The following is a 12,730-nucleotide window of genomic DNA, read 5'->3' on the forward strand; positions in this document are numbered from 1 at the left end:
GTCACCCTGCAGCCCTGCGGGGAGCGGCCCCTCAGGGCCGCATCCGTGATTGATGCGGCCCTGGGCCCCACATGGAATGCGCCTCGACGCCGAGATATGGGGCTCTCGCCGTTTGAGGAATGAGCTCGCCACGGCTTGGAGGTTTTTCTGGGAAACTACTTCCCAAAAGTCTCGAGTAGGGCGTCCACAGTGCGCTGGGCTGCATGGCCGTCGCCGTAGGGTGTGGCGTCGGTCGGGGCCGGGGCAGGACGTTCAACGATGCCCGCCAGCTGCGACAGATCGTCGTTGACAAGTACGTTCCAGCCCAGTTCCACGGTTTCCACCCATTCAGTTTCCGGGCGGATGGTGGTGCAGGGGACGCGCATGAGGAATGCTTCCTTTTGCAGACCGCCGGAGTCGGTGACCACGCCAGCGCTGTTTGCCACCGCGTTGACGAGCTGCGGGTAAGCCAGCGGATCGCTGAGCACCAGGGAGCCGGTGGTGAGGTCGATGCCGTGCGATGTAGCCAGCGCCTTCAAGCGGGGGTGGGCCAACAACAGGACCGGCCTTCCCAGGGTGGCCAGAGAATCGACAATTGCCTTTAGCCGGAGGGGGTCGTCCGTGTTGTCCGGCCGGTGGATGGTACACACGTAGTATCCGTCCGTTTTCAGGCCTGCCGGCAACGGCTGATCGTTGCTGGCGAGTTCGTCACGGACACGGTACAGGACATCCGTCATGACGTCGCCAACCATGACTGAACGCCCAGCGAGCCCCTCGTTGGCCAGGTGGTCCATGCCTACCTGCGTGGGGGAGAGGAGCAAGTCCGACGCATGGTCGGTGAGCACCCGGTTATGTTCCTCCGGCATGCGGCGATTGAATGACCGAAGCCCGGCCTCCAGGTGTGCAACCGGGATGTGGATCTTCACTGCGGCTATGGCGGCGGCCAGGGTGGAGTTGGTGTCGCCGTACACCAATACAACGTCCGGACGCGCTGTCTCGAAGACTTTCTCCAGTCCGGCGAGCATGGCCCCAGTTTGTTCTCCATGCCGGCCGGAGCCAACACCCAAGTTAAAATCGGGGGCCGGGATTCCCAAGTCCTGAAAGAAGACATCTGACATGAGCTCATCGTAGTGTTGCCCTGTGTGGACAATGAGGTGTTCCGCGCGGCCTTCCATGGCCTTCGCGATGGGGGCAAGTTTGACAAACTGTGGGCGCGCGCCCACCACACTCAAAATTCGCATGGCTCCAGCTTATGTGGAACTGGAACGTGGATGCACATGGATTGGCTTCCGCCACAGCCGCCTGCGGTCCCGCGGCAGGTGGCTTCTGTGGGATACTGAAACCGTGAGTCGCACTTGGATAGTCATACCGATGTACAACGAGGTTACTGTCGTCGGCAACGTCATTAGTGGTCTTCTGCCGGACTTCCCCAACGTGGTGTGTGTTGATGACGGCAGCACCGACGGATCCCAGCGCGTCGCCCGCGAGGCGGGCGCCGTCGTCGTTCAGCACCCGGTCAATCTTGGCCAGGGCGCGGCACTGCAGACTGGAGTCGAATACGCCGTCGGCGACCCTGAAGTGGATGCGATCGTCACCTTCGACGCCGATGGGCAGCATCGCGTGGAAGATGCCAAGGCGATGGTTGCCAGAATTCGTTCCGGCGAAGCCGAGGTGGTGCTCGGCTCAAGGTTTCTGGATGGTCGCACAAAACTTTCCCCTTTAAAGCGCCTTGTGCTCAAAGTTGCGGCGATCCAGTCCCGCTTGTCCACGGGCATGGCACTCACTGACGCACACAATGGCCTGCGGGCCTTCCACCCCATGGTCGCCCGCCAGTTGCATTTGAAGCAAAACCGCATGGCCCACGCCTCTGAGCTGGTGCAGCAGTTGTCAGAATTGAAACCGCGCTGGGTGGAGCAGCCAGTGGTGATTATCTACACGGACTACTCCCGCTCGAAAGGGCAGTCCCTACTCAACTCCGTCAACATCGTTGCGGATCTCTTTTTTAGGTGAGCAAGTGCAGATTCTGGTTCAAATAGTTCTTGTCCTCGCCGTCATCCTTGTTTCAGTTGCCTTGATGCGAGGTGGCTCCAATGCACGGCACCTGGCCATTCGGCGCATCATGCTGGTGCTGTTTGCCTGCGTTGCGGCATTCTCCATTTTCTTCCCCGCTGCGCTGACGCACTTGGCCAGGCTGCTGGGAATTGGGCGTGGGACAGACCTGGTGCTGTACGCGCTGATTGTCAGCTTCCTGGTCTTCATGGCCACGACGTACCAACGGTTCCGCCACATGGAAAACGACCTCACCATGTTGGCGCGGAGGATCGCGTTGGATGAGGCGCCGAGGACATGGGCCGTTCCCGCCGAGCACGATGGCCCCGGGAAATAGCCGGACGCCGGTATTGGCCGGGACGGAACCGAGGGTCACTCACTTCAACGACTGTGCCCACGTTGCCCAAACCCTGGTCGCTGAGGCCAAACGACAGGGGCTCGAGTGGGGCTACGTGCCGCCGGAGCGAGTCCGTCCAGAAGGGGGCATTGGCGGTTCCCTGCAGGCTAGGTTGCGCCAGGCGCCCTTTGTAGCCCGCCACTTGGCCATGCTGGTACGCAGCGACGTCGTCCACGTCCATTACGCCACCTCCGTGGCTCTGCTGGAGCATTCGTATCTGCCTAAACGGCCATACCTGCTTCACCTTCATGGAACCGACATCCGCCAACAGTGGCTCGAGCCGACGTTCAGAAATCAAATCCAGAAGGCCATTGACGGCGCTGAAGCCGTCTTCTATACAAACCTCGACACAGCGGAGAACGCCCTTGCTGCCAGGGCGGATGCGAAGTACATGGCGGCGCTCCTGCGCCCCGACATCTTGCCAGCCTGGACGCCCACAAACGTCAACGCGCCCACCAGCCGCGTGCTATTTGCCTCCCGTTGGGACGAATCCAAGGGCGTCGAGCAGCAGGTGGCCGTAGCCGAGGCGCTGCACCGTGCCCAAGGTGACAAGGTGGAGCTGGTCGGTCTGGATTGGGGGCCGGGAGCGTCCCTGGCAGCCGATGCCGGAGTCAGCCTGCGAGGCCGGCTGACGCACAACGAATACGTCAAGCTGCTGGCTAGTGCGGATGTCGTCGTTGGCCAGGCAACGGGGCTTCTGGGCATCAGCGAACTTGAGGCGATGGCCATCGGACCCGTCGTGGTTTGCCCCGGGACGCAAGTGGAGGGGCCGGCCGGACGCCCGCCGGTCCTTCAGGGTTCTGTGGACGAGATTGTTCAGCAGGTCGCCGATGTGCTCGCGGACCCCCGGGAAGCTTCCCAAAAGCAAAATGCCCGGGCCTGGGTCTTGGAAAACCATACGGCCGAGAAGTGGATACCCGTGCTGCAAGGGCTGTATAGATCGGCCGTCTAACTCCCGGGCAACATGGTCGATGATAGCCTGCAGGGGTGATCCTGCCTCTCGAGTCCATCCAGCCCGCCGTTGACCTGATCATCGCGGTCCATAGCGTTTCGCGCCCCATCGACCGCGCTATCCAGTCGGTGGCCCAAGCCGGCCTTGGCCTCAACGCCGCTGGGGGTGTGCGGATCAACGTCGTATGCCACAACATTGATGAGAGTCAGATTCGTGCGCAGATCCGGGAGCCCCTGCGGGACCAGGTCAGGTACTTGAGCTGCCGTGACGGCATTCCAAGCCCGGCAGGGCCCTTCAACGCGGGGCTGGACGCCGCCTCAGCGCCCTACGTCAGCGTCATGGGCAGCGACGACATGTTGGAGCCAGGTGCGCTGCGCCAATGGCTTGAGATCGCCCTTCGCCATGATTCCGCGGCGGTCTTGGCGCCACAACGCCACGCCAACGGGGCCAAGGTGCGCACTCCTCCGGTCCGGGTGGGGCGCAGCCGCAAACTCGATCCGGTCAAGGATCGTCTCAGCTATCGCACGGCGCCCCTGGGCCTGGTGCAAGTCGCGGAGATTCGGCGTCTGGGTCTCAGGTTCACTGCTGGGTACAGGACGGGCGAGGATCAGGCGTTCTCGGCCAAGCTGTATTTTGGCGGTGGACGGATTGACTACGCACGCAGGGCTGGCCACTACGTGGTGGGGGCCGACGCAATCGATCGCGTGACAAGCGAAGTTCGCCCCCTCGAGGATGACTTTACCTTTGCCACCGAGCTCGTGGCATCCGACTGGTTCGGAGGCCTTCCTGACGCATCACAGTCTGCCCTGGTCACGAAATTGCTGAGGGTCCATGTATTTTCAGCTGCCGCCTCACGGAACGCGGAGTCGTGGACGGAGGCGGATCACACGGCCTTGGCGGGTGTCGTGAAGGTCCTTGTGGCCGTGGCCCCACATTCCGTGCTGCCGCTGTCGTTGGCCGATTCCAGGCTGCTTGCAGCCATCACGAGCTCAACGGCCAGCGGCGGCGAGTTGATGGAATTGGCGCGGCAGAGAAGGAAATTCGGAACGCCGGCCACACTACTGGCTTCCAACAGGCGCTCACAATTCAAACCGGAATCGCCGCTACGCTTCATGGTAGCTTCAGCGCTGTTATAAGGTACCGCCGGAAGCGTGAAGTGTTCTACATCGCAGGTGAGGGCCGCGGCGCCGGCGAGTGGACGCTGTGCCTTCCCGGTAGAATGCAAGGGTGATTAACATTCAATGGTTTGATGGAATGTCAATAGTCGTTGTTGAGTCGGACTGGCTGGTCGCCGGATTTTGGGCCAGCCGATGAAGGCGCTTTGGGGGACCTTCAAGACCGTTCTGACCATTCTTCCGGAATCCAGCAGGGGTTTCCTGCGGCTGTACTCGATCCTGGTGGCCGTCCTGGCCCTTTTTGACGCTTTTGCCATGGGACTCCTTGCATTGGTGCTGTCGCCCATGATGACGGGATCACCATGGCGCGTTCCTGTCATTGGGGTGGAAATCAGCGGGACGGGACTCTTTGTAGTTGTAGGTGTCGTCTGTGGCGTCATTGTGCTCAAGGGCGTTTTTGCATTGGTGCTGCAGTGGTGGGCCACCCGCAAGCTCGCACGGATTGAGCTGGAACTGGGAGACAAGCTATTTGACGCCTATCTCGCGGCGCCCTGGGTGGAAAGACTCCGGCGGAACTCCTCCGACCTGGTCCGAATCGCCGACGTTGGCATTGCCAACACCATCGCTGGATTCCTCTTGCCCGCCTTGACCATCACGGGAGAGGTGCTTACGTTTGTTGTTGTTGTCGTGGTGCTTGCTGTGGCGCAGCCACTTACCGCGGCAGTCGCCATCATCTATTTGGGTCTCGTGGCCCTGCTGCTGTACTTTTCGGTCTCACGCAGGTCGGTTGTCGCGGGACGGGTCAATCGCGACTACTCGTTCAAGGTGGCGCAACTCCTCACCGAAATGGTGACGGCACTCAAGGAAGTGACGTTGCGGAACAAGTCAGGCGAGGTCGCTGACGTAGTCCATGAAAACCGCATCCACACTTCCCGGGCCCGGGCAAACATCCAATTTTTGGGCATCGTTCCCCGTTACGTGCTGGAAGCAGCCCTGATCGGCGGATTCGCCGTCGTGGGTGCGGTTGGATACTTGGCCGGCGGAGCGACACAGGCCGAGATGTCCGTTGCGCTCTTTGCTCTGGCGGGCTTCCGCATGGCTCCGTCCCTCCAGCGCTTCCAGTCCATTATTTCCCAGACATCCTCGAGTGCACCCTTTGCTGAGGTCGTTGTGAAGGACATCAAATCCGTGGAGAAGTTTGCTGGTCGGCACACCACGGACCGATCAGGGGAAAAGCTGCCCGCCGGCGCTGCGAGTCTTGATTTGAACAATGTGAGCTTTCGCTATTCCCCCGAAGGTGAAGACGCCTTGAAGGGGGTAACGCTGAGCATCCCGTTTGGGTCGACCGTCGCGTTTGTTGGGTCTTCAGGCGCTGGAAAATCCACGCTGGTTGACCTGATTCTTGGTTTGGTCGAGCCAACGGCAGGGGTAGCCAGCATTGGGGGGGTCCCCCTGGAAGCCATGGCGAGCGACTGGCGGTCCCGAGTTGGCTACGTTCCACAGGAGGTGGCGCTGTTTGATGCCACAGTGGCACAGAATGTTGCCCTGACCTGGACCAATGAATTCGATCGCGCATTGGTCAAGAGTTCGCTTGCAAAAGCTCAAATGCTCGATGTTGTGGAGAGTCGCGACGGCGGGGTGGATCGTCGGGTGGGAGAACGCGGCCTGTCACTGTCGGGTGGACAAAGGCAGAGGCTGGGAATTGCCCGCGCACTGTACGCCGAACCCGTAGTGTTGGTCATGGACGAGGCAACCAGCGCCCTCGATTCAGCGACAGAAGCAGCAATAAGCCAGTCGATTCAGGATCTCCATGGCAAGGTGACCGTCATTTTGGTCGCCCACAGGCTTTCCACCATCCGCCACGCGGACCAAATATTCTTCCTGGCCAATGGGCAGGTTCAAGCCAGTGGAACATTTGATGAACTCATTAGCGCCGTGCCGGACTTCGCAGAGCAGGCCTCGCTGGCGGGATTGGTCAACTAAGTGGCGCAAGCGGCTGCTCCGGCTAGCCCGGTTGTCACAGTGGTCATCGCGGTGCACAATGTCCAACGGCCGTTGGGGCGCGCCGTGAGTTCGTGCTGGAGCCCGGCCACGGAAGGACTGGTCCATGTGGTGGTTGTATGCCACAACGTGGGGGTCGAGGACATTAGGAGCAATGTACTTGGCGTGCCCGACGGAAGCATTACCTTCCTCCAGCTCGATGACGGACTGGCATCTCCGTCGGGGCCGAAGAATTTGGGGTTGGCCCAGTGCAAGACCCCCTACGTCTTAGTGCTGGATTCTGACGACTATCTGGAAGCTGGCGCCCTGGAGCATTGGCTCGACGTCATCAAGGGCACGGCAGCCGACGGCGTAATTGCACCACTCAAGCTGCAAACCGGCGACGTCGTGCGGACACCGAGGGCGCGCGTTTTCAGACGGCATTCGCTGGACGCAGTTAAGGACCAATTGGCGTATGCCACGGCTCCGCGAGGGCTGTGGTCCACCGAGTTGCTCAGGTCCATGGAATTTTCCTATACGCAGGGCCTGCGTACCGCTGAGGACCTGGCACCCGGGCTGGCATTGTGGTTTTCCGGAGCACGCCTTGAATTTCCCGCCGATGGTCCTCATTATGTGTTGGGGGAAGATGCCTCGGACCGCGTCACAGCGGAGTTCCTGCCACTCATGGAGGAGTTTCAGGCTGTGGCTGGGCTGCAGCAGGCCTGGCTTGAGGCACTTTCAGCCGACCAGCGGCAGTCAATTGCCACCAAGCTGGTACGTATCCACTTGGCAGGAGCGCTGGTTCGGCGTGGTCCGGGATGGGGATGGCCCGAATCTGACCGACTTGCCGTGAGGGAATTCATGGACAAGGTGGTTGCGATTTCCCCTGCGTTTGCCGGGCCGTTGACCATGGCGGAGCAGTCCCTCATTGCGGCCGTTTCCGCCCCCGGCGCTGATGCTGGAAGCTTTCAGAATGCCGTGGAGGAATTCGCAGCTGCGAGTTACTGGCATAAACTGCTTGCTCCCGGAATTCTTGACAACGCAAAGCGGGACAGCGCCCTCCGCCACCAACTGCGTCTGAAATTCCATGCCCTGGTGGCTCGAGCTCGGTCCACTCCGTAGCGTCCAGGCGGACATTACCCTTTTCCCTGTCCCTGTAGTTCGTTCCTGAAAGATGAATCCATGCATTCGAAGCCGTCGCTATTGATATTGTCCTTTTCGGCGATCCCTTCCGACCCCAGGGTGTTGAAGGAAGTTACCTTGTTCAAGGACAGCTACCACGTGGTCACCTGCGGTTATGGTCACGCCCCTGAGGGTTCCGCCGAACATTATGCCCTGCCCGAGGACTGTCGCGCATGGACCACGGACAGGGTGGGATTGGCCACACGGCAGTTCAGGAGAGTCTATGAAGGGCTTCCTGCCGTTCAGGCGGCCCGTAAGATCCTGCCCGTCGGCACATTTGATGTGATCCTCGCAAATGACCTCAATTCCTTGCCTCTGGCACTCGACCTGAAGCCGCGGCTTGGCGTTCACGCGGACCTCCACGAATTCGCCCCGAGGGAGAAGGACGACGATTTCAAGTGGCGGACTTTTGTTGCGCCCTTCATGCGCTGGCTTTGCAAGACTTACCTTCCCCTCGCCAAGTCTGTGACGACAGTGTCGGCCGGAATAGCGGCCCAATACACCAGTGACTTTGGCGTCCCGACGGGTGTCGTCACCAACGCCGCGCCCTACCTGCAGGCCAGTCCGACCAAGGTTGATGGTTCCATCCGGATGATTCACAGTGCTGCCGGGCAGCGCTACCGGAAGCTGGAAAACCTTATCGAAGCAATGCGCGACGCCCCTGAATGGCTCGCTTTGGACATGATCGTCATGCCGAACGAACCGGATTACGTTGCAGAGCTCAAGGAGCTCGCCCGCGGCATCAAGGGCGTTTCATTCCGGGAACCTGTGCCGTATTCGGAGTTGATTGAAGTCCTGCAGACTTATGACGTGTCCCTGGTGTTCCTGCCACCCACCAATTTCAATTTGGCCAACGCACTGCCCAATAAGTTCTTTGAGGCCGTCCAGGCCCGGCTGGGTGTCATAGTCGGACCATCACCGGCCATGATGGCACTGGTGAGTGAATACAAATTCGGGACGGTGACTGCCGATTTTTCAAGCGAAGCCCTCTCCGCGACTATCCGGTCATTGACCCCTGAATTAGTGGATCGCTGGAAGCTGGCTGCCGACGCCGCCGCGCAAGCCCTTTCGGCCGAACAGCAGGTGAAGCTTTGGGATACGTCAATTGCCGCCATCGTGGCTTCCGGACTGGATCCTGGGGCCTCTTGAGAGTCAGCCCGGGACGCAGTAATCAGCGATTATGTCCCCAGGGCTCCGGACGTGGTGAGGTAATTGCAGTGGGTTGTTAGGCGTGGTTCTTGATTTTGTAGCGAAGGATGAGGTCGGTGCCTGGGTAGTGGGTTTTGGTGGTGGTGACGTGGTCGCACAGATCGGCGATGGCGGCGGTTTTGGTTGGGGTTGGTAGCGGTTCGAGGGTGATCGTGAGGTAGCCGGGTTCGGTCGTGTCGATGTCGCCGGTTTGGTTGAGGGCCTGGCGCATGAGGGCGTGGGCCTCCTGGGTGGCGCGCCGGTAGCCGGTGTTGGTGCGGATTTCCCGCGCGATGCTCATCGCCGTGTTGTAAGCGGCCATCCGGATGCCATGGTGGATCAGTTTCGTCTCGGTGTCCAAGACTTGCTGGCCCGGGTTCGGGTCCCCGAGGCGGAGCTTGGCGGGAATGGCTTTGTGGGTCTTCTCAGCGGCGATCAAAGCATTTTCTGCTTCCCAGACCGGTGCCATGACGTGGTTGTGCGTGGTGCTGGTGACCGTGACTTCACCCGCACCTTCCGGCGGGGTTTTCAGGGCCAGCAGGTTCGCATCGGCCACGGCTGCGGCTTCCGCATGCCGGGCACGGGCAGCGACGACGAGTTGGTAGGCCTTGGCTTTCGCCGGGTTCTTCACCATCCTGTCCTCATCATCCATGCGGCTGGCATAGCTGTCGTGGGAACCGGGCCCGGCGTGCAGGAGGGATTGGCGGAACTGGTTTTCCTGCCGCCACTTGGCCCCCATCCGGTACACCGCCTCACCGGCGCTCATGGCGCGGTCGGTGGTGAGGATGTGGATTTGCCGTGTGCCACCACCGGTCGCCGCAACGATCCGGCTGACCTGTCGGATGTTGAACACTTCCCCGGTCGTCTTCGTCGCGGCCAGGGGCAGCTCAACGACCGTGTCAGCGACCGACCATTTCCGCTCCTGCCCGTGCTCGTCGGTGTGGGTGGCCTCCGTGAACAGCTTTTCTGCCACGTCTTTGCTGGCGCCTTTGCGCCAGGTCAGCACGTCGAACCCCTTTCTGCCATGTGCTGGAACAGATCCGGTGACCAGCCGCCCCTATCGAAACCAACGAGGACGCGCCGCCCGTCCCCGACGGCTGTGCGCAGTTCCGGCAGGCGGCGGCGCAGCTCGGAAGCGAGGGACGCGGCGGGTTCGGCCATGACGACAAAAACGGGGGATCCGTGGGTGTCGGTGACCCAGGTCTCCTCGGTCGCCGGGACCGGGAACTTCAACCGGGTCGAGTAGATCTTCCCGATCTTCCTGCCTCCCTGGTAAGCGCGCACATGCCCGTCAACATAAAGAACCGCGGCCAGGTCCTCCTCACCCGGACCGGTGGATGTGAGGTGGTGTTTGGCCAGGGCCGCGACAAGCTCGCCGGCTTTGCCGGCCTGCGCGAGCTGGCTGATCTTCCGGCGGATCGTCTTGACTTTCGGGGCCCGGTCCAATCCCAACACCCGGCCAAGCTCCACCGGGTCGAAGCGGGTGGCGCCCTCGGCCCGGGCTTCCCCGGCCAGGGCCCGCAGCACGGCGTCGATCAGGATGGTTTCGAGCCCGTAAAACCCGTCCGGCAAGGAACCGTAGGTGGCTTTCGCGCAGGCCAGCAGGCCGGTGGTTTCCAGTGCCGGGAAGGCCAGGAACAAGCCGGCATGCCGGGCCCGGGCGGCCGGGGCAAACACCGGGGCCGCGCACCCGGGCAGTCCGGCCCGTGCCGCGGCACGTTCCCCGCCACGGGCCACGGGTGTTGGCAGGACAGGCGGATGTGCCTGTTCCGGTGGTTCACCGCGTGCCGCGGCATCGTGGTTGGAAACAGCCGCCGGTGTTTCCGCGGTGGCGGCCATGGCGCGCCGGACCGTGTCAGTGGAAACCCCAGTCGCTTCGGCAGTGGCCCGCAGGCTCGCCCCGCCGGCACGAACGGCCCTAATCTGTGCGGCCTTCGCTTCCGTCAGCAGGGAGGGACGCTTGGGGCCCTTCTTCACCGGCGCCAAGCCCATCAGGCCGGCGTATTCCAGTGACCTGCGCCAGCGCCGCAACGACTCCGTTTTCACACCGAAGCCCGCTGCGACCTCGTTGACCTGGGCAGCACCAGTGTCAACAAGTTGTGAGGCCGCCAACCGCCGCAATCCGTCCTGGCCGGGCCCCCACACATAAGCCAGCTGCCCGTTGATGAAGACCTTGCCGCCCGTTGCATCTTCCAACAGGGCTGCACGCTCGCCCAGGAGAACGGCGCCGAGATCCGGGAGCACAGGCAGGGCGGTTTGGGTGGTCATTGAAACCATTGTTTCACCCACCCACACACGAAATCATCACGCCCCTGTTATCTCACAACAGGGATGAAATTAACAGCCCAGGCCACATGAGAAACAGCGGCAACTCAACGAACTACAAGGCTCGCGCCAACACCATGTCCGGAGTCCTGGTCTCGGGCCGCTTCCGTGATTCCTACGAAATAGTGGCCCCCAGGACAGCTTGCGGAATTGCTACGGGAGCGCTCCAGGAGCTATTTGTTCCGATCGGGTAGTACCGCATGAGGCCTGTGGGCGACTGGGCCAGGACGCCCTTGCTGCCGAGCCCGGTGAATCCATTCACGCCGGAAACCCGGCTGAACGACGACCAACCCGAGCCAATGGCTGGCCGGGACTCGATGACAAATCCGCCAGTGCCATTGGACCGGTAGAGGCGCATCGTACCCAATGGGTCTATGGCAAGCAGGTCCTGGTTTCCATCGGAGTCGAAGTCCTGCATGGCGGTCTTCAGCGTGCCCCATCCGGTACCAATTTTCTGGGCCGTGCCGAGGGTGCCGCCAGTCTTGTTGGGCCAGTAGTACAAGTCGCCCAGTCCGTTGGTGCCCACCAGACCCGGGTAGGTGGAGCCCGTGACCCACCTGCCCGTGATGAATTTAACGCTGCCCCATCCGGTGCTGGCGAGCGTCAAAGGCCGAGCAAATCCGCCTCCTGATGCTCCCGGATAGAGGGTCATGGCGCCGTTGCTCCATTGGGCCAACACATCGGGAACGCCGTCGGAATTCCAGTCCACTACGTGGAGACTCTTCAGGCCCGTCCACCCAACCCCAATTGGATAGGGGGCTGCCAGGGTGCCCGATCCCGTAGCCGAGTAGTTCCAAAGCGTGCCGCTGGAGTCCGCGGCAACAACGTCTGCGAGGCTAGTGATGGCTTGCTGGGGGGCCAGGAAAGCGCTGCCGCCAACAATGGTGGTGCCATTCCATCCCGTAGCGAGCGTTATTGGGGGGCCGAAGGAGGACTTGAGGATGGGGTAGTACATGAGGGCTCCGCCAGCCGTCCGGGCTAGAATGCCCGCAGACCCCGTTGACGTGTACGACGTCGCGGGACTGACGCTCGTCATGACTTGCCACCCGTTTCCGACGACGGGACGCTGCTCGGAGACGAAGGCGCCCTTGCCGTTGGATCGATACAGGATAAGTTGGCCCAGATTGTTGATGGCGACGATGTCAGCGTTCCCGTCGCCGTCGAAGTCAGTCATCACCGGATGCATGCGGGTCATTCCGCGGGCAAGGACCGTGCCGGCGGTCAGGGATGTCCCATCGGTACTGGTGAATGAGGTCAGCGTGCCATCAGCCGACTGGGCAACGATGGTGGGGAATTTTGACGCCGTGATCCATTGGCCGACAGTCAAGTCGTAGCCGCCCCAGCCAGAATTCGCCAAGGTAACGGCATTGTTGAAGGAGCCCGCGGAAATGCCAGGGTAGAGCGACAGCCTTCCGTTCGACCATTGGACGATCAAGTCAAGGATTCCATCGCCGTTCCAGTCGGCCACATGCACGGACTTGACACCGGTGAAACCGGCACCAATTTGCGTTCCGGTGCCAAGTTTGCCGGTTGCAGTGGGGTATCGCCAAAGCCGTCCGGCAG

11 protein-coding genes are annotated in these 12,730 nt (G+C 61.7%); 7 read left to right on the top strand and 4 right to left on the bottom strand.

The window, feature by feature from the left end:
* Positions 1-155: 155 nt before the first annotated feature.
* Entirely contained in the window at positions 156-1,220 is a 1,065-nt protein-coding gene (gene wecB, locus LPN03_RS06870) for a non-hydrolyzing UDP-N-acetylglucosamine 2-epimerase (protein WP_262453665.1), read from the bottom strand.
* Positions 1,221-1,350: 130 nt separating this feature from the next.
* Between wecB and LPN03_RS06875 the strand changes: the two genes are divergently transcribed.
* The 7 genes from LPN03_RS06875 (at position 1,351) to LPN03_RS06905 (ending at position 8,803) form a co-directional block, all read left to right on the top strand.
* Complete coding sequence (locus LPN03_RS06875; protein WP_262453666.1) at positions 1,351-1,989, top strand: glycosyltransferase family 2 protein; 639 nt, start codon at positions 1,351-1,353, stop codon at positions 1,987-1,989.
* Positions 1,990-1,993: 4 nt separating this feature from the next.
* Positions 1,994-2,365: a DUF2304 domain-containing protein gene (locus LPN03_RS06880; protein WP_262453667.1), complete on the top strand. Its 372-nt coding sequence runs from the start codon at positions 1,994-1,996 to the stop codon at positions 2,363-2,365.
* A gap of 208 nt (positions 2,366-2,573) precedes the next feature.
* Positions 2,574-3,377: a glycosyltransferase gene (locus LPN03_RS06885; RefSeq protein ID WP_262453668.1), complete on the top strand. Its 804-nt coding sequence runs from the start codon at positions 2,574-2,576 to the stop codon at positions 3,375-3,377.
* A 35-nt stretch (positions 3,378-3,412) separates the two neighbouring features.
* On the top strand, positions 3,413-4,513 hold the full coding sequence (locus LPN03_RS06890) for a glycosyltransferase family A protein (RefSeq protein WP_262453669.1): 1,101 nt from the start codon (positions 3,413-3,415) through the stop codon (positions 4,511-4,513).
* A gap of 174 nt (positions 4,514-4,687) precedes the next feature.
* Complete coding sequence (locus LPN03_RS06895; RefSeq protein ID WP_262453670.1) at positions 4,688-6,475, top strand: ABC transporter ATP-binding protein; 1,788 nt, start codon at positions 4,688-4,690, stop codon at positions 6,473-6,475.
* Positions 6,476-6,514: 39 nt separating this feature from the next.
* Positions 6,515-7,594 (top strand): glycosyltransferase family A protein, encoded by a 1,080-nt coding sequence (locus tag LPN03_RS06900; protein ID WP_262453675.1) that lies wholly within the window; start codon positions 6,515-6,517, stop codon positions 7,592-7,594.
* A 60-nt stretch (positions 7,595-7,654) separates the two neighbouring features.
* Positions 7,655-8,803: a glycosyltransferase family 1 protein gene (locus LPN03_RS06905; RefSeq protein ID WP_262453671.1), complete on the top strand. Its 1,149-nt coding sequence runs from the start codon at positions 7,655-7,657 to the stop codon at positions 8,801-8,803.
* A gap of 76 nt (positions 8,804-8,879) precedes the next feature.
* On the opposite strand, the gene LPN03_RS06910 is transcribed toward LPN03_RS06905, so the two are convergent.
* From LPN03_RS06910 to LPN03_RS06920, 3 genes are all read right to left on the bottom strand, one after another.
* Positions 8,880-9,848 (bottom strand): putative transposase, encoded by a 969-nt coding sequence (locus tag LPN03_RS06910; protein ID WP_262453672.1) that lies wholly within the window; start codon positions 9,846-9,848, stop codon positions 8,880-8,882.
* The gene (locus tag LPN03_RS06915; RefSeq protein ID WP_262453673.1) at positions 9,842-11,110 is read right to left on the bottom strand and encodes a putative transposase; all 1,269 of its coding nucleotides are present in this window, start codon (positions 11,108-11,110) and stop codon (positions 9,842-9,844) included. The genes LPN03_RS06910 and LPN03_RS06915 overlap by 7 nt, the downstream gene beginning before the upstream one ends.
* A 172-nt stretch (positions 11,111-11,282) precedes the next feature.
* On the bottom strand, positions 11,283-12,730 hold a 1,448-nt coding region (locus LPN03_RS06920; RefSeq protein WP_262453674.1), incomplete at its 5' end, for an FG-GAP repeat domain-containing protein.

It is taken from the genome of Arthrobacter sp. A2-55 (assembly GCF_025548615.1).
GTDB lineage: Bacteria > Actinomycetota > Actinomycetes > Actinomycetales > Micrococcaceae > Specibacter > Specibacter silviterrae.